This window comes from Nonomuraea fuscirosea (assembly GCF_003001935.1).
In the GTDB taxonomy this organism is placed as follows: Bacteria; Actinomycetota; Actinomycetes; order Streptosporangiales; family Streptosporangiaceae; genus Nonomuraea; species Nonomuraea fuscirosea.
In genome coordinates, this window is the sequence record NZ_PVNG01000014.1 from 217,926 (window position 1) to 239,270 (window position 21,345).

A 21,345-nucleotide genomic window follows, 5' to 3' on the forward strand; every position below is an offset into this window, starting at 1 on the left:
GTTACCCTTTCGGTGCTCTCTGGGCCTGGTACGGCTGCCTGGCTCGCCGGGTTCAACCACCCCCTGTGACCGGGGCGGCTTCCCGGAGCGCCGGAAGGGCGGGGCAGGGCTAGGCGGCGCCGCGGCGGGCAGGGACCTCAGGTATGAACGTCCCGCTCGTGCTGGCCGTCGTCGCGCTGTTCGCCGGCGTCGTCGTGGCCCTCAGTCAGAAGGCGTGGCCGGTGGCCCTGCTGTGCGCCGCCCTGATCCTGGCCGCCCTGTCGGACGCCGGGGTGATCGCCGGCTGAGGCGCGTCGGTCATCCATGGTTTGCGCAGGTTGACCATTTCTCGCACCGGAGCGTTCGTATGCGGGTGGTTCCTGGCTCAGTCGTCGCCGCCTTGGTCGCCGGACCCCGTTCCATCGCCGCCACCGCGCCGATCCACGGGTACTTCGTGGACGAGCGAGCATTGATCGGGACCCCGGCATGGCGGATTTGGCAAGGGTAGCCTAACCTTAGCTCCATGACCGAGGAGATCTCTCTCCGCGGCGCGGAGCTATCCCTCAGTTACCACGGCACCACCGTGGTCGAGGACGGTCGCATCACCTTGCGGCCCGGCCACGTGACCGCCCTGGTGGGCCCGAACGGCAGCGGCAAGTCCACGCTGCTGCGCGCGCTCGCCCGACTGCACCGCCCCGACGGCGGCACCGTGACGCTGGCCGACGGCACGAGCGCGCTCGGTCTCTCGGCCCGTGACTTCGCCCGGCGGGTGACGCTGCTTGCGCAGAGCCGTCCCACGCCGGGCGGCGTCCAGGTGCGCGACGTCGTCGGGTACGGGCGCCACCCGTACCGGCGCCGCTGGAAGGCCGGTGACCCCGACGGCGCCGCCGCCGTCGCCAGGGCGATGGAGCTGACCGGCGTCACCACCATGGCGGAGCGGCCCGTGGACGAGCTGTCGGGAGGCGAGCTGCAGCGCGTGTGGCTGGCCACCTGCCTGGCCCAGGACACCGGCGTCCTGCTGCTCGACGAGCCCACCACGTTCCTCGACCTGCGTTACCAGGTGGAGCTGCTCGAACTGATCCGCGACCTGGCCGACGAGCACGGCGTGGCGATCGGCGTCGTCCTGCACGACCTCAACCAGGCCGCCGAGATCGCCGACCACGTCGTCCTGCTGCACCAGGGGCGCGTCCGCGCGGACGGGCCGCCCGCCCTGGTCCTCACCGAGGACCTGCTCACCGCCGCGTACGGCATCCGCATCGAGGTCAGCGCCGACCCGATCACCGGAACCGTCATCACCCGGCCGATCGGCCGGCACAACACCAGCGGACGCCAGGACGCCGGCGTCTCCGCCACGACATGACAGGAAGCACCATGCGCAGAGCCTTGACGGCTGCCCTGACCACCGCCGCCGCCATGGTCGTTCTCGCCGCGTGCGGCACGACCGAGGCCCCCGTACCGGAGCAGGCCGCCGCGAGTGGCACGCCGTCCGCCACCGCCACCCCCGTGACCGTCACCGACAGCCGCGGCAAGCAGGTCACGTTCGAGCGCCCGGCCACGCGGGTGGTCAGCCTGGAGTGGGGCGAGACCGAGATGCTGGCCGGCCTCGGCGTCATGCCGGTCGGGGCGGCCGACGTGAAGGGCTACGCCACCTGGGACACCGCCGTCAAGCTCGACTCCTCGGTCAAGGACGTCGGCGACCGGCAGGAGCCCAGCGTCGACTCCATCAGCGCCCTGCAGCCGGACCTGGTCCTGATGGAGTCCGACGACGCCGGGCTGATCGACCAGCTGGAGAAGTTCGTACCGGTGCTGGTGGCCAAGGGCAGCGACGCCGGCGACAACCTCAAGCGCATGCGCGACGACCTCAACATGATCGCCTCGGCCGTCGGCAAGACCGACGTGGCCACCCGGCAGATCGCGGACTTCGAGGCGGCCCTGGCCGCCGGCAAGCAGCAGATCGAGGCCGCGGGCGGGGGCGGCAAGCCGTTCGTGATGGCCGACGGCTGGAAGCAGGGCAGCACGATCTCCGTCCGCCTGTTCGGCAAGGGCGCGCTCGTCTCCGACGTGGCCGAGCAGCTCGGGCTCAAGAACGGCTGGAGCGGCAAGGTCGACAAGGACTGGGGCCTCGGCACCACCGACGTCGAGGGCCTGAGCGTGCTCAAGGACCCCGACCTGCGCTTCTTCTACAGCGCCTCCGACGGCGTGGACGTGTTCACCGACGGGCTGCAGGACAACGCCATCTGGAAGTCGCTGCCGTTCGTCGAGAAGAAGCAGGTCGTCAAGCTGCCTGACGGGATCTGGACCTTCGGCGGGCCGCTGTCCTGCCGGCAGTTCGCCGACGCGCTGGTGAAGGCGTACACGGGTTGAGCACGGACGTCCTGACCCCGGCGGCGCCGCCCGACACCCCGCTGCGGCGGATCGGCGCCGCCGGGGTCGTCCTTCTCACGCTGGCGGCCACCGTGCTGGTGGCCGCCGTGCACGTGACGCAGGGCACCTCGTCGATCGGCGCGCTCGACCTGCTGGCGCTGCCGTTCGGCGGCAGTGACGAGGCCGCCCGCGTGCTGCTGGCCTCCCGGCTGCCCCGGCTGCTGGCCGGAGTCTGCGTCGGGCTCGCGCTGGGCGTGGCGGGCTCGCTGTTGCAGACGATCGCCCGCAACGCGATGGCCTCGCCGGACACGCTGGCCGTCAGCGCGGGCGCGTACCTGGCCGTGGCCGCCGCCGCGGCGTTCGGGCTGGTGCTGCCGGTGCCGGTGTCCGGCGGGCTGGCCCTGTTCGGCGGGCTGGCCGCGGCGGCCCTGGTGATGGCGCTGTCGGCGGGCGGGCGCAGCGGGACCACCCGGCTGATCCTGGCCGGCTCGGCCACCGCGCTGGCGCTCTCCTCGATGACGAACCTGGTCATGATCCTGTTCCAGCAGGAGACGGTCGGGCTGTTCGCCTGGGGCAGCGGCTCGCTCGTGCAGAGCGACCTGAACGCCGTCACCCAGCTCGGCCCGGTCATCCTGGCGGTGCTGGGCGCCGCGATGCTGGCCGGGCCCCGGCTGGACATCCTCGGGCTGGGCGACGACACCGCCACCGTGCTCGGCGTGAACGTCCGGCGGCTGCGGCTCTGGCTGACCGTGCTGGCGGTGCTGCTGTCGGCGGCGGCGGTGACCATCGCCGGGCCGATCGGCTTCGTCGGGCTGTGCGCGCCGGTGATCGTGCGGCTGCTGCCCAGGTCCATCCCCGCGCTGCACCGCAACCGCACCATGCTCCCCCTGTCGGGGCTGGCCGGCGTGCTCATCGTGCTCGCCTCCGACATCCTGCTGCGTGCCGTGCTCGGCGCGCAGGCCGGGGTCGAGGTGCCGCCCGGCGTGGTCACCACGGTCATCGGCGCGATCGTCATGGTCTGGCTGGCCCGCCGTTACCGCGACGCGGGCCCCACCAGGCGGCCCCCGGCCGTGGGCACCGGCGCGGGCCGCTCGCGGGCGGCGTTCCTCACCGTGGCCGGCGTGTGCGCGGTGCTGCTGGCGGGCGCGCTCGTCCTCGGCCTGCTCGGCGGGGACCGCTGGCTGCTCACCGGCGACGTCGCCAACTGGCTGCAGGCCCGCAGCGGGCGGGCCCTGACCTTCGTGCTCGACCAGCGCTGGCCGCGCGTGCTGGCCGCCGCCCTGGCGGGCGCCGCGCTGGCCGTGGCGGGCGCGGCCGTGCAGGCCGTGTGCCGCAACCCGCTGGCCGAGCCGGGCGTGCTGGGCGTCACCGCCGGAGCCGGGGTCGGCGCGATCGGGCTGATCACGCTGGCGCCGATGGCCGGGATCTGGATGATGTCCGCGACCGCGGGCCTGGGCGCGCTGCTCGCCTTCGCCCTCGTGTACGGGCTGGCCTGGCGCGGCGGGCTGAGCTCCGACCGGCTGGTGCTGATCGGCCTGGCCGTGCAGGCCGCGTGCACGGCGATCACCATCCTGATCATCGTGCGGTCCGACCCGTGGAACACCGCCAAGGCCCTGACGTGGCTGTCCGGCTCCACCTACGGCCGCGTGCCGGCCCAGCTCATCCCCGTCACGCTGGCGCTGCTGATCGTGCTGCCGCTGCTGGTCTGGCTGCGCCGGGACCTCGACCTGCTCTCCCTCGACGAGGACACGCCGCGCGTCCTGGGCGTGCCCCTGGAGCCGGTACGCCTCGGCGCGCTGGCCGGGGCCGTGCTGCTCACCTCGACGGCGGTGTCGGCGGTCGGCGTCATCGGCTTCGTCGGCCTGGTCGCCCCGCACGCCGCCCGCGCCCTGGTCGGGGCCCACCACACCCGGCTGCTGCCGGTGGCCGCGCTGCTCGGCGCCCTGCTGGTGAGCCTGGCCGACACACTCGGGCGTACCGTGATCGCGCCCGCGCAGGTGCCGGCGGGGCTGGTGACGGCGCTGATCGGCACGCCGTACTTCATCTACCTGCTGTGGCGGGCGCGCGCCTCCGCCTGAGCCCCCTTCACGGGGGGCTCAGGTCCGCAGGAACTCCAGCAGGTCGGCGTTGAAGCGCTCCTTGGTGCCCGGCACGTTGGCCAGCCCGTGGGAGCCGCCCTCGTACACCTTGTACGTGCACGTGGGGATGATCTTCGATGACTTGGCGCCGGCCGCCGCGATGGGCACCACCTGGTCGTCGTCCCCGTGCACGACGAGCGTCGGGATGTCGAACTTCTTCAGGTCCTCGGTGAAGTCGGTGTAGCCGAACGCGTCCACGCAGCGCACCGCCGCCTGGATGTTCTCCTGCATCGCCATGAGCCAGAAGGCGTCCTTGTTGCCCTGCGTCACCCGGTTGCCCGGCCGGTTCGCGCCGAAGAAGGTCTCCGCGGTGTCGCGCCAGAACTGCGAGCGCTCGGCGATGATGCCCTCCTTGATGCCGTCGAACACCGCGTCGGGCGTGCCCTCGGGATTGTCCGCCGACTTGACCATGATCGGCGGGATCGCCGCCAGCAGCACCGCCTTGCTCACCCGGCCGGTGCCGTGCCTGCCGATGTAGCGGGCCAGCTCGCCCCCGCCCATCGAGTGGGCGACCAGCGCGACGTCCCGCAGGTCCAGCTGGGTGATCAGGTCGTTGAGGTCGTCGGCGAAGGTGTCGAAGTCGTAGCCGTCCCAGGGCTGGGAGGAACGGCCGTGGCCGCGGCGGTCGTGCGCGATGCCGCGGAAGCGGTTGTCGGCGACCATCTTCATCTGGTCGTCCCACGCGTCGGCGTTCAGCGGCCAGCCATGACAGAAGACCACCGGAGTGCCGGTGCCCCAGTCCTTGTAGAAGATCTCGTTGCCGTCCCGCGTGGTGACGTAAGGCATGGTCGTGCTCCCCCGTGCTCGGTGGTCGTGCCCTGTCCACGAGCGCGATACCCACCCCGGTGCGACCGCCTACCGCGCATCTCCCCAAAATCGGGTATTCAGCCCTTTACCGGACGCTGCACCCGACCTTGGCAGGGCTATACGATCTTGTCTGTCCGTACGCCGACCCGAGGAGCCACGTGGGCCTGTTTCCTGAGACGAACCAGTGGGAGCTGCTGACCGCCGCCGGGCTGCGCGGCGACTTCCAGGCCGCCTGGATCGAGGGCGACGACGTCGACGCGATCGCCGCCGAGGCCGGCTGCGACCCCGGCGACACCCTCGACTGCGGCCTGACCACCGCGCTGCGCTGGCACGGGCTCGGTTCGCGCGCCACCCTCGCCTGGATGGGCCCGCACGCGCCCGGCTGGACGTTCGCCCTCGTGTTCGGCGACGCGGATCCCCGCCTCGGTCTGACGGAGCGGCGCGTCTTCGACCTGTGGTACGCGCGCGAGATCGACGAGTTCTCCGGCCCCGGCGCCCTCTACGAGGAGGAAGGACTGGACGACCTCGACCTCAACGACGACGTGGGCGACGAGGACGACCTCGAACCTCACCTGGTCGCCGTCGGGCGGCTCACCGGCCGCTTCGTCGACGCCGCCTGGCTCGCCGAACGGCGGACGCTGCGCCGGGTGACGGCCTCGTGACGCACGAGGCGCAGTGGCCCCTGCTCGCGGCGCGCGGGCTCGGCGACCTGTTCGCCGGGATCTGGATCGAGGGCGACCCCGGCGACGTGGCCCGTCTGATGGGCGCCGACCCGGCCGCCGGGGTCGCCTGCGGGTTCGGCGAGGCGATGCGGTCGTACGAGCCGTACGCGTTCAAGGAGTTGCTCTGGATCGGCGAGCACTCCCCCGGCTGGACCCACGCCATCACCATCGCGGGCCCGCCGCCGCGCACCGACCTGCCTGCCGCCGGCGGACGCCGGTTCGTGCGGGTGGTGTGGGACCGTCACGGCATCGGCGTGCACGACCTGTCCTACTCGGACGGGACCACGGCCGGGGAGCTGAGCCCTCGGGACATCGCCACGCCCTGGGCCCTTCGCGAGCACGCCGACGGCCTCCTGCCGAGCCGTCCCGGTTTGATCGACTTCCACACGACCGGGCCGGCCGAGCCGGTGGGCAGCCTGGGACTGTGGCTGGAGAACTGGCTCGTGGTGGCGGGGCGGCTGTCGGGGCGTTTCATGGACGCCCGGTACCTGGACGCGACCCGGCTGCTGTGCCGCGTCCCCCTTTGACCGTGCTCAGCGACCTGCGGGCCGCTTTCGGGGCCGGTTGGCGGGGCGCAGGGAGGGCGGGGTCAGTGTTTCGCCGGTGATGTGGGTGGCGGCGTCCGAGCACAGCCAGACGACGGCGCCGGCGATCTCGTCCGGGCCGCCCGCGGTCACCGCGTTGACCCGGATCCCCGAGCCGGCGAGCCGCCGCGCCGTCGCCCGGGTCAGGGCGATGCCGGCGGGGCCGGGCGTCAGGTTGACGATGGAGCCGCCGGTGCGCATCGAGGCGATCTCGTACCGCATCGCCAGCGCCAGCCCGTGCGCCCGTTCGTCGTTCGCCGCGGCGTCAGTCCATGCGGCGTCGTGGCAGGCGGCATCGCAGGAGGCATCGCAGGCGGCGTCGTCGCAGGTGCCGCTGCAAGCGGTGTTGTTGCAGGCGGCGTCGAGGCGGCCGAAGGCGCCGAGTGTCTGCTCGACCAGGCGCCGTACCGCCACCTGGTCCGTCAGATCCGTGCGGACGGCGATGGCGTGGCCGCCGGCCGCACCGATGCGCGCGGCCTGCTCCTCCAGCGGCTCCGCGTCGCCGGCGGCGAGCACCACGCTCGCTCCGGCCCTGCTCAGCGCCCAGGCCACCGCCGCGCCCGCACCCCCAGCCGCGCCGGTGACGAGGACGGTACGGCCCTGGAGCGGCTCGTGCGACGCTTCGTGCACTGCCTCGTACGCCATGGAGATGATCCCCGCCCTCGGCTCGTCCGCTGGACTCCGGCTGGACTTCCGTTCCCGACGCTAGGAGCCGGGCCGTCGCGGGCGCATCAGTGAAATCGCCGGTCCGCCGGGCCGAAAGGCGTTGTCACCGGTGCCGGACCCTTTCTATGCTCGCCGTGTGCTGGGGAGAGACGGCGAGACCGCGCTGCTCGACTCCCTGCTGCGGCGGGCGCGCGAAGGGCGCGGCGGCGGGGTCGTCCTGCACGGGGAGCCCGGCATCGGGAAGACCGCGCTGCTGTCGTACGCGGAGGAGCGGGCCACCGGTTTCCGGCTGCTGCGCGCCGTCGGCGTCGCCCCGGAGGCCGACCTTCCCTACGCGACCCTGCACCAGCTCCTGCTCCCCGCGCTCGACGCGGTGGACGAGCTTCCCGGCCCGCAGGCGCAGGCCCTGAGCGTGCTGTTCGGGCGGGCGCACGGCACGCCGCCGGACCCGTTCCTGGTCGGATTATCCGCATTGTCGCTGCTGTCGCTGTGGGCCGGCGAGCAGCCGGTGTTGTGCGTCATCGACGACGCGCACTGGGCGGACCAGCCGACGCTGAAGACGGTGGCGTTCGTCGCGCGCCGCCTGGACAACGAGCCCGTGGTGGTGGCGCTGGCCGCGCGCGCCGACGAAGGGCACGACACCGACCTGCCCGCGCTGCGCCGCGTACCCCTCATGGGTCTCAAGCCCGACGCGGCCAGGGCGCTGCTGGCCGGGCGGCGGCTGAGCGACGGCGAACAGCGCCGGCTGCTGGCCGTCACCGGCGGAAACCCGCTGGCCCTGCTCGAACTCGCCGGCCGCGAGCCGCATCCGGAAGGGGCGCAGCAGCCGCCGGCCATGACCGAGGAGCTGCAGCGCTCGTTCCTGGCCAAGGTCATGGACCGGCACGCCGCGGAGCTGCCGCTGCTCCAGCTCATCGCCGCCGACGGCTCGGGCAGCGTCGACACCGTCGAGCGGGCCGCCGCCACGCTGCGGATCCCGTCCGAACCGCTGCACCGCGCCGAGATCGACGAGCTGCTCACGTACGACGGGACGCGGCTGGTGTTCCGGCATCCGCTGATCCGTTCCGCGATCTATCACAGCGCCTCCGTGCACCGGCGCGCGGCGATCCACCGGGCGCTCGCCGCCGCCTTCGACGGGCAGGCCGACCAGCACCGGCGCGCCTGGCACCTCGGGCAGGCGGCCGTCGGGCACGACGAGCGGGCCGCCGCCGAACTGGAACGCTCGGCCGAGCACGCCGCCCTGCGCGGCGGTCCGGCGGCGGCCATGTCCGCGCTGTCGAGGGCCGCCGAGCTCACCGCCGACGGCCCGCGCCGAGGGCGTCGACTCTGGGGCGCCGCCCTGGCCGCCGTCCAGGGCGGGCTCACCGCCGCCGCCACCGACCTGCTCGACCGTGCCGTACGCGAGCCGCACCTGGAGGAGGCCGACCGGATCGCGCTGGCGGCGGTACGGGCCATCGTGGCGGAGTTCGCCGGCTCGACCGAGGACGCGCTGGAGCTCATCAGGCCCTGGATCCCGCGCGCGCTGCGGGTCGACCGGCGGCTGTTCACCCCCACCGTCGCGATGTACGGCGACCTCGGCCTGCGCGCCAACCGGCCGGAAACCTGGGCCGACCTGGCCGGCTGGCTCGCCGAGGTCCCCCTGGACGAGCCGGAGGACGAGGTCCTGCGCCTCCTCCACCGCCTCAGCCTCACCCGCACGGGCCACCCCCTCCGGCCACCGTCCACCGGGCGGGCGCCGGCGTCCGGCGAGGTAGCGCCTGGCCTGGGTGGGGCGGGGGTTCACGACGGTCGTGATGGGTTCGAGGCGATCACCGATCCGGCCACGCTCACCCTGGCCGGGGGCGTTGCCCGGCAGCTCGGTGAGCACGAGCTGAGCCGGCGGCTCTACCGCGAGGCCGGGCGGCTGGCCAGGGCCGGTGGGTCGCTGGGCGGGCTGGCGTGGAACCTCGAATACCAGGCCGCCGACGAGCTCGCGCGGGGCAGGTTCGGGCTGGCCGAGGCCCACGCCGAGGAGGGCTGCCAGTTCGCCGCCGACGCCAGCCAGCCGAACACCGCCTGCCGCAACCGGGGCCTGCTGGCCCTGTGCGCCGCCCTCAGGGGACGACCGGACGCGGCGCGGCTGGCCACCGAGGTCCTGGCCGAGGCGAGCGGCCGCAAGCTGTGCGACGCGATGGCGTACGCCAGGCGGGCGCTGGGGCTGATCGAACTGGTGGCCGGTCGGCATGGTGAGGCCGCCAGGCACTTCGAGTCGATCGGCGACTGGACCGCCGACCCCCCGCCCGACCTGGCCATGGGCGTCCTTCCCGACCTCGTCGAAGCCCTCGTACGCGCCGGCGAGAACGCCCGAGCGGCCGATGCGACGACCCGCTACGAGAAGTGGACGGGCCACACCGCCCGGCTCGAACCGACGGGAACCGGGCCCGCATCGGCGGCGACGGGAGCCGGCCTCGCGGCGGACGTGGCGGCGCTGGTGGCTCGTTGCCGGGCACTGGTCGGCGCCGATGGGGATGCGGACGGTCATTACGCCGAGGCGCTGCGCCTGCACGCGATGTCCGACTCGCCGTTCGAGTGCGCCCGTACGCGACTGCTGCGCGGTGAGCAACTGCGGCGGGATCGGCGGCGCAACGAGGCGCAGGTGCATCTGCGGGAGGCGGCCGACAGCTTCCGCCGGATGGGCGCCCGTGCCTGGGCCGAGCGGGCGGAGGGCGAGTTGCGCGCCACCGGCGAGTCGACCCGCCCCAGGGCCTCCGGGGAGCTGTCACCGGCGCGGACCGACACTCGGACGGCACACGCGAGAGCCGCCGCCGAGACGACGGAACTGGCGAGAGCCACCGCCGATACGGCACGCGCGAGGGTTGCCGACGGGCCGACGCCGGAGGAGACGTCCGGGGAGGCGACGTCCGCGGACGCGGCGCGAGGCCGGGTGGGTGGTGAGGTGACGCGGCGGGGTGCCACCGGCGAGTCTCGTGGTGCCGCCGGTGAGTACGGGGATGCGCTGGGCATGCTCACCCCGCAGGAGTTGCGGGTCTCGCTGGCCGTCGCCGAGGGGCTGACGAACCGTGAGATCGCCGCCCGGCTGTTCCTCAGCCCGCGCACCGTGGACTACCACCTGCGCAAGGTCTTCCAGAAGGCCGGCATCGCCTCCAGGGCCGAGCTCATCCGCCTGGTCCTGGCCGAGCGCCTCGCCTCCTGACACGGCCGGACGGCTCGCCTCGTGAACAAGCGCCACGCCTCCTGACCGACCGGGCGCCACACCTCGTGAACGAGGACCGGCGACTTCACTGATTCGGCCGTGCCGCCTTGTTCTCTAACGTCGGCGACGTCACGATCCCCCGTACGTCAGGAGCACGGCCATGGCCGCCCACGACCCCCAGCAAACCAGACACCGCCCTGTAGTCCGGTTCATCTGGCACTACGTCGAGATGGTCATCGCGATGTTCGCCGGAATGCTGCTGCTCGACCCGTTATGGGGCCTGTTCCTCCCCCCGAACCCAGGGACGGATGTGGAGGTCCTGGTCATGGCCGCCGACATGGTCATCGGCATGTCGATCTGGATGCGGGTGCGTCACCACGGCTGGGCCGCCGTCGCGGAGATGGGGCTGGCGATGTTCGCGCCGTTCCTGATCCTGCTCGTCCCCTACTGGTTCGGCGTGCTGGCGGGTGATGTGGTGATGTCGGCCGGCCACGTGCTCATGTTCGTCTTCATGGCGCTGGCCATGCTGCGGCGGCGGGAGGAGTACACGCGCCACACCCACCGGCTCACCATCAACCCGAAGTGGGCGAAGCGGGCGGTGGTGCTGCTGGTCGCGCTGCTCGTCCCGGGGGCGGTGGCCGCGGTGAACACGATCGGCAAGTTCGCCGACCTGTACGAGCGGCGCCCGGACACGGTGTCGGTCAAGCCCGTCCCACGCCCGCACGACCCGGCCAAGCCCACCGTGGCCCTGCTGACCAGTAGCGAGGGCACGAACGTGGCCGACCTGCTGGGCCCGTACGAGGTGCTGGCGGGCACCGGCCGGGTGAACACGTACATCGTCGCCGCCGGCCCGGGGACGGCGCCGCTGACCGGCGGGCTGGACCTGGTGCCCGACCTGACGTTCGACCAGCTGGCGGGCGTGCTGGCCGATCACGACGACAGCCTGGACGCCGTGATGATCCCGGCGCTGCAGGACCCGCCCCAGGCCGAGCACGCCGCGATCAACGACTGGCTGCGCCGCCAGTCGGCCTCGGGCACGCTGACGGTCAGCGTCTGCAGAGGCGCACGCGCGTTCGCGGAGAGCGGGCTGCTCGACGGCAGGACGGCCACCTCGCACTGGCTCCGCCTGGCCGGGCTGCGCGCCGACTTCCCCCAGGTGAAGTGGGTGGCCGGCACGCGGTACGTGGACGACGGCAACGTGATCAGCACGGCCGGCGTGCTGTCCGGCGTCGACGGCGCCCTGCGGATCCTCGAGCGGCTGGTCGACGCCGACACCGCGCGGGCGGCGGCGGACCGGGTGCACTGGCGGTACTACTCCCCCGGCACCGCGGGCGGCATCCCCACCTCGACGCTGGAGCCGCTGGACGCGGTCGTGGGCGTCAACTCCGCCTATCAGACCGGGCCTTCGACCATCGGCGTCCGGCTCGTGGAAGGGGTCGGGGAGCTGGAGCTGGCCTCGGCGTTCATCTCCTACACCGAGCACGCCATGGTCGCCAGGACGGTCGCGATCGGCGAGGGCGCGGTGCGGTCCCGGCACGGGCTGACGTTCGTGCCGCGCGCGGCGACCGCCGCCGGGGTCGGCCGGCTGCTGGTGCCCGGCCTGGACGCGGCGCGCCGCCAGGTCGCGGGGACGGGTGGCGAGGTGCGGCCCGAGTACCTGCACACGACGGAGGAGTTCGCGTTCGATCCGGTGGTGCGCGACATCGCCCGTACGTATGACGTGCGGACGGCGCTGTGGACGGCGAAGACGCTGGAGTACCCGGTGCTGGACCTCGACCTGCGCGGCAGCGCCTGGCCGTGGGCGGCGACCGCGGTGCCGCTGGTGCTCGCGCTGCTGGGCGCGGCGGCGGCGGTCGGCGTCATCGCCCTGGTACGCCGCCTCCGCACCCGCGCGCCCAGCACCGCGTGACGCGCCCGTACGCAGAGGACCGCGCGCCGCGCCCGTACGCACAGGACCGCGCGCCGCACCCGGACGCACCTCAGAGCCGCGTGCGGCGTGCCCGTCCATATCTCTCCGAAGGGGAGGTAAGCACTCAGCCCGCCCCCGCCGAGCCGCCCCGGCCCTCCCCCTCCCCGCCGCTATAACGGAGCCGCAGCGATCGGCACCATGAGGCCCCGGGGGACCAGGATGATCAGAGTGGGACGGATGGCCACGGGAGCGGGCCTGCTCGCCGCCCTGTTCGTGCCCGGTCAGGCGACCGCCGAGCCCGACCGGCCCGCGATCCCGCCGGCTGCGGTGCTGGGCCTGGCACTGGACGGCAAGTCGTTCACTCTGCGCGACGCGTTCGCGATCCTGGACGGCCGCCCGATCCACGCCCGGCTCGCGCCGGACGTGGCGGACGTCCTGGACAGGACGCGGGCGGGCGCGCTGGCCGCCCTGGACAGCCAGCGGGTGTACGGGTGGAACCAGGCGCTCGGCCCGCTGAAGGACCGCCCGCTCTCGCTGGAGGAGGCCGAGCAGTTCCAGCGCAACGTGCTGCGCTCGCACGCGGCGGGCGTCGGCGAGCCGCTGCCGGACGACGTGGTCAGGCTGGCCCTGGTCATCAAGGCGAACCAGCTGGCCAGGGGGAAGGTCGGCGTCCGGCCGGCGGTGCCCCAGCGGCTGCTGGACCTGGTCAACGCCGGGGTCGTGCCCCGGATGCCGGGGATCGGCTCGCTGGGCACCGGTGACCTGCAGCCGCAGGCGGCGGCCGGGCTGGCGGCGCTCGGCGGGGAGGCGCCCGTGCGTTACCGGGGCATGGAGGGGCCGGCCTCCGCGATGCTGCCGAGGGCGGGGCTGCCGCGCGACTTCACGTTCCAGGCGGGTGAGGCGCTGCCGATCGTCAGCGGCAGCACCGTGCTGGCCGCCACGCTGATGCACGCCGTGCACCGGGCCACCGCGCTCGCCGACCAGGCGGAGGGGGCCTTCGCCCTGTTCATGGAGGCGACCAGGGCCGAGCGAGGGTCGCTGGATGCGCGTACGCACAGAGAACGCCACATCCCCGAGGAGAACGCGGTCGCCGCGCGGCTGCGCGCGATGGTGGCGGGCTCGGGCTGGATGACGGAGGAGGGCCGCAGGCGGCTCGACCCGGCGAACTACGAGCCGCGGATCCAGGACGCCGTGTCGGTGCGGGCGGCGCCGCACATCCTGGCCGGGCTGCGCCAGGTGCTCGCCGACGCCCGCCAGGCGCTGGTGCGGGAGGCCAACTCCTCGACCTCCAACCCGCTGATCTTCCGGCGCGAGAAGGGCCGCGGGTACGAGTTCGTGATGGGCGGCAACTGGGACGGCTCCGTCATGGGTCATCTCGCCGACAGCCTGAACGCGGAGCTCGCCGACGTCGGCGTCCTGTCGGAGGGGTTGTCGGGACGGCTGCTGTCGCCCAGGTGGAGCTACGGCCTGCCGGCCAACCTCGCGGGCGGGACCGTCGGGCTGAACTCCGGGATGGTGCAGGTCCAGACGGTGGCCGCCGCCCTGGTGCCGGAGATGCAGGTCAGGGCGACCCCCGCGGGCACGCTGTCGCGCCCGGTCAAGGACGGGCAGGAGGACCACAACACGATGGCCATGGCCTCGGTACGGCACCTGCACGAGAACCTCGACCGGCTGGAGATCGTCCTGGCGGTGCAGTACCTGATGGCGGCCCAGGGCATCGACCTCATCGCGGCGAAGATGGCGGGCCTGCCGCTCGGCCCCGTCACGCGGACGCTGCACGCGGAGCTCAGGAGGTACGTGCCGCCGCTGGCCGACGACCGCTATCTGACCCCTGACCTGGAGCAGGTGATCCGGCTGGTGCGCGAGCGCCGGCTGGTCCCGGTCGTCCCCCGCCCCGCGCCCGCCGCCGCGACGCCCCGCCCGCGCGACGCGGACGCCCGGCTCAAGACTCCCGCGACCCCTCGCCCGCGCGAAGGGGACGCCCGTCTCAGGGCCGCCGCGGCTCGGCGTCCAGCCGGAACAGCGCACTGAACAGCGGCCACACCAGCCGGGCCATCTCCACCGGGGTGTGGGGGCAGCCGCGCTGGAGCCAGTCGGCGGCCACCCCGATGATCGCCCCGGCCGCGAACGCCGCCGGCACGTCATGCGCGTTCTCCCCGAGCTCCCCCGGCTCCCCTGGCTCCCTTGACTCCCCGGCGGAGTCACCCGCACCGGCCGCGTGCACCTCGCTCAGCCGCTCGCGCACCCCCGCCGTGGCCCGCCGCCGGATGTGGTCGACGACCCGCGCGCTGCCCTGCGGCCCCAGCAGCGCCCGGTAGAGCCCCGCGTGCTCGGCGAGGGCGGCGAAGAACGCCTCCAGGGACTGGGTCGCCTCCGACTCGGGATCGACCACGCCGGGCGCGGGGCTGGGCAGGGACTCGATCAGCCGGTCGATCATCGCCGTGCACGCGGCCTCGGCCAGCTCGTGCACGTCGCGGAAGTGGTCGTAGAAGGTCGAACGGCTCACGCCGGCCCGCTCGGCGACGTCGGCGACGGTGATCCTGGACAGGTCCTGCTCCTCGACCAGCTTGATCAGCGCTCGCGCCAGCGCCGCGTGGGTGCGGCGTACGCGCCGATCGCCCGAAGGGGCGCGGTCGTCTTTCGTGATGCCCACACCGTGCACCCTACCGCCTGCCTACATGTGAAGGTTTTCCTACAGATGCAGGGTAAGGTGGGCGCGACGCGACGGAAAGGACCACTGTTGATGCGGACATGTGCCGGCCGGGCCACCCCGCGCCACCGGAGCGAGACGGCGTGACCCCGCCCGGAAGCATCCTGATCGTGGGCGCCTCGGCCGCCGGTCTGAGCACCGCCGAGGCGCTGCGGCGGCACGGTTACGAGGGCCGCCTGACGCTGCTGGACGCCGAGCCGCACCTCCCCTACGACCGGCCGCCGCTGTCGAAGCAGGTCCTGGCCGGGCTGTGGGAGCCGGCCAAGGCCCGGCTCCGCTCGCCGGCGCAGCTGGAGGCGCTGGGCGCCCGGTTCGTCCGGGGCGACCGCGCGGTCGCGCTGGACGCCGGGACGCGCTCGGCCACCACGGCCTCGGGCCGCGTGCTGAGCGCCGACGCCGTGGTGATCGCCACCGGCCTGACCTCTCGCCGGCTGCCCGGCCAGGACGGGCTGGCGGGCGTGCACACGCTGCGCGGCCTGGACGACGCGCTCACCCTGCGCACCCACCTGGCCGGCGCCAGGCGGCTCGTCGTCGTCGGCGAGGGCGTGCTCGGCGCGGAGATCGCCGCCACCGCCCGCGGCCTCGGCCTGGACGTCACGCTCGCCGGCCTCGGCCACACCCTGCTCGGCGACCAGGTCGGCGACGTGATCGGCGCTCTGCTCGGCCGCCTGCACACCGCACGCGGGGTCCGGCTCCGGCTCGGCGCCGCCGTCGAGTCGCTGAGCGGCGAGAACGGCCGGGTCACCGGGGTACGGCTGGCCACCGGCGACCCGCTGCCCGCCGACGCGGTGGTGGTGGCCGTCGGCTCCCGCCCGGCGACCGGCTGGCTGGCCGGAAGCGGGCTGACGCTGGGCGACGGGGTGGAGTGCGACACGCGCTGCCGCGCCGCCGAGGGCGTCTACGCCGTGGGCGACGTGGCCGCGTTCGAGCACGAGGGGCTGGGCCGGCGGCTGCGGCTGGAGAACCGCACCAACGCCACCGAGCAGGCCCAGGTGGTCGCGGCCAACCTGCTCGGCGCCGACCGCCCGTACACGCCGATCCCCTACTTCTGGACCGACCAGTACGACGTCAAGCTGCAGATGCACGGGCTGCCCGCCCCGGACGCCGAGCTGAGCGTGACCGAGGGCGACCCCGAGCAGGGACGCTTCGCCGCCGTCTACCGCGAGGGCGGCGAGATCACCGGCGTGCTGGGCTGGAACATGCCCAAGCAGGCCCGTGTCCTGCGGCAGCGCTCGCTCGGCGCCTGGCAGCGCTCCCAGCCCCTCTCATCCGCATGAGAAGCCACCAGCCGATCAACCGTCGCACACGAGGAGATGCCTGATGAGTATCGACGAGCAGGTCCTGAACTACCCGATCCCGGCCGCCGCGCCGCTCGACCCACCCGCGGAGTGGGCGGAGCTGCGCGGTGAATGCCCGGTGGCGCACGTCAGGCTGCCGAGCGGCGACCAGGCCACGCTGCTGACCCGGTACGACGACGTCAAGCAGGTGCTCGCCGACCCGCGGCTGACCCGCCAGCTGAGCGCCCCCGACGCGGCCAGGCTGTCGGCCGACGGCGGCGGGGTGTTCAACAGCGAGGTGTCGCAGATCATCCCCGACTCCGGTGCGGATCACCTGCGCTGGCGGCGCCTGGTCGGCAGGTGGTTCACCGCCAAGCGCATGGCGGCGCTGCGGCCGCAGATGGCGCGGATCGCCGACGAACTCATCGACGCGATGGTCGAGCGCGGCGCTCCCGGCGACCTGCGGGCCGGGCTCGGGTTCCCGCTGCCGGTGTACGTCATCTGCGACATGCTCGGCGTGCCGGCCGAGGACCGGGACCGCTTCTCGTACTGGTCCGACACCCTGCTCAACCTCACCCGCTACAGCCGGGAGGAGATCGAGGTTGCGCAGACGGAGTTCTTCGCCTACATGTCCGGCCACGTCTCGGCCAAGCGCGACCAGCCGGGCGACGACCTGCTCAGCGAGCTGATCGCGGCCGGCGGCCCCGACGAGGGCGGCCTGTCCGACCTGCAGATCCTCGTCACCGGCATGGCGCTGCTCGTCGCCGGGCACGAGACCACCGCCAACATGATCGGCAAGATGGTCTCCATGCTGCTGGCCGACCGCGGCCGCTGGGAGGCGCTGCTGGCCGATCCGGCGCTGGTCCGCACCGCCGTGGAGGAGACGCTGCGCCTGGACGCCAACTCCGGCTTCGGCCTGCCGCGCTACCTGCCCGTCGAGACCGAGGTCGGCGGCACGGTCCTGCCCAAGGGCACGACCGTCATCTGCAGCATGGCCGCGGCCAACCGCGACGAGAGCGCCTTCGAGGCCGCCGCCGAGATGGACCTGACCCGCAGCCCGAACCCGCACCTGTCCTTCGGCTCGGGGGCGCACTCCTGCCTGGGGCAGTCGCTGGCGCGGACCGAGCTGCAGGTCGTGCTGGAGGTGCTGCTGCGCAGGCTGCCGGGCCTGGAGCTGGCCGTGCCCGTGGCGGAGCTGGAGCGGGTGGAGGGGCTCGCCGTCGGCGGCCTGCGCACGGTCCCCGTCCGCTGGTGAATCCGATCGATCAGAAGGGAGTTCCCGCATGAAAGTCACCGTCGACGAGGACAAGTGCTGCGGCGCCGGTCAGTGCGTGCTGCTCGCGCCCGAGGTGTTCGACCAGCGCGAGGAGGACGGCATCGTGCTGCTGCTCGACGCCGAGCCGGGGCCGGATCAGCACGCCCTGGTCCGCGAGGCGGCCGCCGTCTGCCCCGCCGCCGCCATCGAGGTGACCGAGGACGCCTGAGGCCCGCGGATCGTCCGGCGTCCTGGGGCGCGCCGGACCGTCCCGACCTGAAAGTTTCACTCGCGTAAATGCCGGGTGTCATGCCCTGACCGGGCCTGACACCCGTTCCTCAGGTACGGCCCCACGGCCGTTCGTTGACGTCCGGAAAGCGCTTTCCTACCCTCACAGGAGTTCTCCACCGGCCCGCCCCTCGCGCACCCGCGTGCGCGAGGGCCCGCACACAAGGAGTCGAATGTGAGCAGGACGATCCTGACCCGGATGGCGGCGGCGCTCGTCGCCGCGCTGGCCGTCGCTGGCGGCGTCGGCAGCGGCCCCGTCGCCGGCGCCGCCTCGGGTCTGAGCGCGACCAGCACCTCGGGCACAAGCGCGACCACCACCACCCACGCCGCCGCCTGGCCGACGCCGAGCGGCCAGAAGGCGGTCGGCGCCACGATCAACGTCTCGGGCACGCTCGACGGCCGGATGGTCCGCCACTACGGCACCGGCGATCTCGGCAGCGGCGGCCAGGACGAGGGCCAGGACCCGATCTTCAAGCTGGCGAACGGGGCCGTGCTGAAGAACGTCATCCTCGGCTCCCCCGCCGCCGACGGCATCCACTGCTCCGGCACCTGCACCCTGCAGAACGTCTGGTGGGAGGACGTCGGCGAGGACGCGGCCACGTTCAAGGGGACGTCGTCGTCGCAGACGATGACCATCGACGGCGGCGGCGCCCGCTCGGCCAGCGACAAGGTGTTCCAGCACAACGGCCCGGGCACCATGTACATCAGGAACTTCGAGGTGAGCAACTTCGGCAAGCTCTACCGCTCGTGCGGCAACTGCTCCACCCAGCACAAGCGCGACGTCGTCATCTCGAACGTGACGATCACCGCCCCGGGCAAGTCGCTCGCCGGGATCAACACCAACTACGGCGACACCGCGCGCTTCTCGGGCGTCACCATCGCCGGCGACTCCAGCAGGAAGATCGTGGTCTGCGAGAAGTACCGGGGCGTGACCAGCGGCGAGCCCAGCAAGATCGGCTCCGGCGCCGACGGCGTCAACTGCCTCTACTCCAGCTCGGACATCACCTACCGCTGACCCCGCGAGGGCGACGCCTCCCCAGGGCCGTGAGCACGACCACGCTCACGGCCCTTCCGCATCCGAAGGGACACGACACGATTTTGAGTCGCTTGACTTAAAGTGATCGACGTGACTTAGATGGCATCGAGCCGGTGTCCATCAGGCGTCGGCCGCCATCCGACAGGGGGAAAGACCGTGACCGGAGCGCCCGAATACCCCTTCCGCAATCCCACCGCGCTGGAGCCGCCGCCTGAGTGGGCCGAGTTGCGGCAGGACTGTCCGGTGGCGCCGATCCGGCTGGCCAGTGGTGACGAGGCGCTGCTGCTGACCCGGTACGACGATGTCAGGCAGGTTCTGTCCGATCCGCGTTTCACCCGGCGGCTCGACGCCGAAGACGCGGCGCGGGTCACCGCGAACGAGTCCGGCGGCGTGTTCGGGGGCGCCCTCAGCGGCGCGAGCACCATGAGCGGTGAGAACCACCGGGCCTGGCGGCAGCTGGTCGGCAGGGCGTTCACCGCCAAGCGGGTGACCGCGATGCAGCCCAGGATCCAGGCCATGACCGAGCGGCTCGTGGATCGGATGGTCGCCGAGGGGCAGCCGGCCGACCTGGTGTCCTCCGTCGGGTTCCCGCTGCCGGTGTGGGCGATCTGCGATCTGCTGGGGGTGCCCGACTCCGACCGGGACCGGTTCGCGTACTGGTCGGACACCATGCTGAGCATGACCAGGTTCACCCAGGAGGAGATCGACGCCGCGCAGGCCGAGTTCGACGCGTACCTGATGGCGCTGGTCGCGGCGAAGCGGGCCGAGCCGGGCGACGACCTGATCAGTGAGCTGCTCGCGATGGTCGAGGGGCTGGACGGGCGGCTGACCGAGCAGCTGCTGATGGGCACGGCCAAGGGGCTGCTGGTCGCCGGGCACGAGACCACCGCCAACATGATCGGCAAGATGATGTCGATGCTGCTCGCCGACCCGGCCCGCTGGCAGGCGCTGCTGGCCAACCGCGCGCTGATCCGGCCGGCGGTGGAGGAGTCGCTGCGCTTCGACGCGAACCCCGGCTTCGGCATGCCGCGCTACCTCAGCGAGGAGGTGGAGGTGGGCGGCGAACGGCTGCCAGGGGGCACCACCGTGATCTGCAGCATGGCCGCGGCCAACCGGGACGAGCGGCAGTTCGAGCGGGCCGCCGAGATGCGGCTGGACCGTTCGCCCAACCCGCACGTGGCCTTCGGGGTCGGCCCGCACTCCTGTCTCGGCCAGGCGCTGGCCCGCACCGAGCTGCAGACCGTGCTGAAGGTCCTGCTCGATCGGCTGCCCACGCTGGAGCCGGCCGTCCCCGCCGCCGCGTTGCGGCGCCGCGAGGGCCTGATCGTGGGAGGGTTGGAACAGGTCCAGGTCCGATGGTGATACGTCGTGAGAGCCGGGTGAGCATGATGGGGCGCGGCAGCCGGCCGGCGCGTCCGTGTACGGTCGTGCGCACGATGTGCGGAGGACGTGCGGCGGATGCGCGGCGGATCGCGTGAGCGCGGGGAGCGGAGGCCGGTGGTGAGCGGGGCCGGGAGGGGCGAGCGGGCACAGGAGACGCGGGAGGCCATCCTGGACGCCGCCGAACGGCTGTTCGCCGAGCACGGGGTCGGCGACGTGTCCAACCGGCAGATCGCCCAGGCGGCCGGGCAGGCGAACAACTTCGCCGTCGGCTACCACTTCGGCACCAAGCCCGACCTCGTCCGCGCGATCGTGCGCCGCTACACCACGGAGACGGAGGGACGGCGCCTGCGGATGCTGGCGGCCATCGACTCCTCCGGCGGCTCCGGCGGCTCCGGCGGTCCTGGCGGTCCTGGCGGCTCCGGTGCCCCCGGCGGTCCTGGGGGCTCCGACGACTTGCGTGCGTGGATCTCGTGCCTGGTGCGCCCGGCCACCGGTCACCTCGACGCGCTGGGCGTGCCGTGCTGGCGGGCCCGGTGCCTGGCGCAGTTCGACACCGTTCCCGGCCTGCGCCGGATCGTCATCGACGAGTCCGTGGCCACGCCCTCGATGCGGCGGACGCTGGAGGGCATGTTCCGCCTGCTGCCCGAGCTGCCGGAGGAGGTGCACCGCGAACGCAGTGACATGAGCCGCCTGCTCGTCGTGCACACGCTGGCCGAGCGCGAACGGGCGCTGCACGAGGGCGGCGGCACGGCGCGGACGAGCTGGGAGGCCACCGCCACCGGGCTCGTCGACGCCCTGGCCGGTCTGTGGCCGGCCCCGGTGACGACGGAAGCGGGCTGAAGGCCGGCGAGTCCCGTCGTGCGCGCGACACCGGGCGTCGGATGGCGGCCCTCCAGACCGGGCGTCGGATGGCGGCCCTCCAGGCGGGTGCCGGACGGGCGGCAGGCGTCGGGAGGGAGTCAGTGTGCGGTGGACACCTGGCCATTTCCTGGGTGAATTCTGACAGGTCTGACGTGGGACAATACTTGCGCACC

At 73.4% G+C, this 21,345-nt stretch carries 18 protein-coding genes; 15 read left to right on the forward strand and 3 right to left on the reverse strand.

What is annotated here, in order from left to right:
• Window positions 1–143: 143 nt before the first annotated feature.
• From B0I32_RS57960 to B0I32_RS30750, 4 genes are all read left to right on the forward strand, one after another.
• Window positions 144–287, forward strand: coding sequence for a hypothetical protein (locus B0I32_RS57960; protein WP_181307945.1), 144 nt, complete (start codon window positions 144–146; stop codon window positions 285–287).
• A 215-nt stretch (window positions 288–502) separates the two neighbouring features.
• The gene (locus B0I32_RS30740) at window positions 503–1,339 is read left to right on the forward strand and encodes an ABC transporter ATP-binding protein (RefSeq protein ID WP_106245701.1); all 837 of its coding nucleotides are present in this window, start codon (window positions 503–505) and stop codon (window positions 1,337–1,339) included.
• Window positions 1,340–1,350: 11 nt separating this feature from the next.
• Window positions 1,351–2,343 carry an ABC transporter substrate-binding protein gene (locus B0I32_RS30745; protein WP_106245702.1) on the forward strand — a complete coding sequence of 331 codons (993 nt, stop codon included), beginning with the start codon at window positions 1,351–1,353 and terminating at the stop codon, window positions 2,341–2,343.
• Entirely contained in the window at window positions 2,340–4,421 is a 2,082-nt protein-coding gene (locus B0I32_RS30750) for an iron ABC transporter permease (protein ID WP_106245704.1), read from the forward strand. The genes B0I32_RS30745 and B0I32_RS30750 overlap by 4 nt, the downstream gene beginning before the upstream one ends.
• An 18-nt stretch (window positions 4,422–4,439) precedes the next feature.
• Here the strand turns inward: B0I32_RS30750 and B0I32_RS30755 are convergent, their stop codons facing one another.
• Window positions 4,440–5,267, reverse strand: coding sequence for an alpha/beta fold hydrolase (locus B0I32_RS30755; protein WP_106245705.1), 828 nt, complete (start codon window positions 5,265–5,267; stop codon window positions 4,440–4,442).
• A gap of 179 nt (window positions 5,268–5,446) precedes the next feature.
• Between B0I32_RS30755 and B0I32_RS30760 the strand changes: the two genes are divergently transcribed.
• On the forward strand, window positions 5,447–5,950 hold the full coding sequence (locus B0I32_RS30760; protein WP_106245707.1) for a hypothetical protein: 504 nt from the start codon (window positions 5,447–5,449) through the stop codon (window positions 5,948–5,950).
• Complete coding sequence (locus B0I32_RS30765; protein WP_106245709.1) at window positions 5,947–6,537, forward strand: hypothetical protein; 591 nt, start codon at window positions 5,947–5,949, stop codon at window positions 6,535–6,537. Before B0I32_RS30760 ends, B0I32_RS30765 begins: the two co-directional genes overlap by 4 nt.
• Window positions 6,538–6,543: 6 nt before the next feature.
• Here B0I32_RS30765 and B0I32_RS30770 read toward each other — a convergent pair whose 3' ends face one another.
• Window positions 6,544–7,239: an SDR family oxidoreductase gene (locus B0I32_RS30770; RefSeq protein WP_106245710.1), complete on the reverse strand. Its 696-nt coding sequence runs from the start codon at window positions 7,237–7,239 to the stop codon at window positions 6,544–6,546.
• Window positions 7,240–7,396: 157 nt separating this feature from the next.
• On the opposite strand from B0I32_RS30770, the gene B0I32_RS57965 reads away from it, so the two are divergent.
• From B0I32_RS57965 to B0I32_RS30795, 3 genes are all read left to right on the forward strand, one after another.
• Window positions 7,397–10,453, forward strand: coding sequence for a helix-turn-helix transcriptional regulator (locus B0I32_RS57965; RefSeq protein WP_181307947.1), 3,057 nt, complete (start codon window positions 7,397–7,399; stop codon window positions 10,451–10,453).
• Between the two features lie 160 nt (window positions 10,454–10,613).
• Window positions 10,614–12,362, forward strand: a complete 1,749-nt coding sequence (locus tag B0I32_RS30790; protein WP_106245712.1) for a DJ-1/PfpI family protein — start codon at window positions 10,614–10,616, stop codon at window positions 12,360–12,362.
• A 237-nt stretch (window positions 12,363–12,599) separates the two neighbouring features.
• A complete protein-coding gene (locus B0I32_RS30795) occupies window positions 12,600–14,393 on the forward strand; it encodes an HAL/PAL/TAL family ammonia-lyase (protein WP_245956130.1) in 1,794 nt (597 codons plus the stop codon).
• On the opposite strand, the gene B0I32_RS30800 is transcribed toward B0I32_RS30795, so the two are convergent.
• Window positions 14,350–15,015: a TetR/AcrR family transcriptional regulator gene (locus B0I32_RS30800; RefSeq protein ID WP_106245912.1), complete on the reverse strand. Its 666-nt coding sequence runs from the start codon at window positions 15,013–15,015 to the stop codon at window positions 14,350–14,352. The genes B0I32_RS30795 and B0I32_RS30800 overlap by 44 nt on opposite strands.
• Window positions 15,016–15,155: 140 nt before the next feature.
• Here B0I32_RS30800 and B0I32_RS30805 point away from each other — a divergent pair, with 140 nt between their 5' ends.
• The 6 genes from B0I32_RS30805 (at window position 15,156) to B0I32_RS30830 (ending at window position 21,151) form a co-directional block, all read left to right on the forward strand.
• Window positions 15,156–16,349 carry an NAD(P)/FAD-dependent oxidoreductase gene (locus B0I32_RS30805; RefSeq protein ID WP_106245715.1) on the forward strand — a complete coding sequence of 398 codons (1,194 nt, stop codon included), beginning with the start codon at window positions 15,156–15,158 and terminating at the stop codon, window positions 16,347–16,349.
• Between the two features lie 43 nt (window positions 16,350–16,392).
• The gene (locus tag B0I32_RS30810; protein WP_106245716.1) at window positions 16,393–17,604 is read left to right on the forward strand and encodes a cytochrome P450; all 1,212 of its coding nucleotides are present in this window, start codon (window positions 16,393–16,395) and stop codon (window positions 17,602–17,604) included.
• 28 nt (window positions 17,605–17,632) lie between these two features.
• The gene (locus tag B0I32_RS30815; protein ID WP_106245718.1) at window positions 17,633–17,833 is read left to right on the forward strand and encodes a ferredoxin; all 201 of its coding nucleotides are present in this window, start codon (window positions 17,633–17,635) and stop codon (window positions 17,831–17,833) included.
• A 234-nt stretch (window positions 17,834–18,067) separates the two neighbouring features.
• Window positions 18,068–18,907 (forward strand): pectate lyase, encoded by an 840-nt coding sequence (locus B0I32_RS30820; RefSeq protein ID WP_219912081.1) that lies wholly within the window; start codon window positions 18,068–18,070, stop codon window positions 18,905–18,907.
• Between the two features lie 177 nt (window positions 18,908–19,084).
• Entirely contained in the window at window positions 19,085–20,290 is a 1,206-nt protein-coding gene (locus B0I32_RS30825) for a cytochrome P450 (protein WP_245956131.1), read from the forward strand.
• Window positions 20,291–20,428: 138 nt separating this feature from the next.
• The gene (locus B0I32_RS30830) at window positions 20,429–21,151 is read left to right on the forward strand and encodes a TetR/AcrR family transcriptional regulator (protein WP_245956132.1); all 723 of its coding nucleotides are present in this window, start codon (window positions 20,429–20,431) and stop codon (window positions 21,149–21,151) included.
• Window positions 21,152–21,345: the final 194 nt, after the last annotated feature.

Excerpts from the sequence above, each read along its gene's own strand:
- B0I32_RS57960 (WP_181307945.1), top strand. The coding sequence starts at position 144 with ATGAACGTCCCGCTCGTGCTGGCCGTCGTCGCGCTGTTCGCCGGCGTC.
- B0I32_RS30740 (WP_106245701.1), top strand. The coding sequence starts at position 503 with ATGACCGAGGAGATCTCTCTCCGCGGCGCGGAGCTATCCCTCAGTTAC.
- B0I32_RS30745 (WP_106245702.1), top strand. The coding sequence starts at position 1,351 with ATGCGCAGAGCCTTGACGGCTGCCCTGACCACCGCCGCCGCCATGGTC.
- B0I32_RS30755 (WP_106245705.1), bottom strand. The coding sequence starts at position 5,267 with ATGCCTTACGTCACCACGCGGGACGGCAACGAGATCTTCTACAAGGAC.
- B0I32_RS30770 (WP_106245710.1), bottom strand. The coding sequence starts at position 7,239 with ATGGCGTACGAGGCAGTGCACGAAGCGTCGCACGAGCCGCTCCAGGGC.
- B0I32_RS30790 (WP_106245712.1), top strand. The coding sequence starts at position 10,614 with ATGGCCGCCCACGACCCCCAGCAAACCAGACACCGCCCTGTAGTCCGG.
- B0I32_RS30795 (WP_245956130.1), top strand. The coding sequence starts at position 12,600 with ATGGCCACGGGAGCGGGCCTGCTCGCCGCCCTGTTCGTGCCCGGTCAG.
- B0I32_RS30810 (WP_106245716.1), top strand. The coding sequence starts at position 16,393 with ATGAGTATCGACGAGCAGGTCCTGAACTACCCGATCCCGGCCGCCGCG.
- B0I32_RS30815 (WP_106245718.1), top strand. The coding sequence starts at position 17,633 with ATGAAAGTCACCGTCGACGAGGACAAGTGCTGCGGCGCCGGTCAGTGC.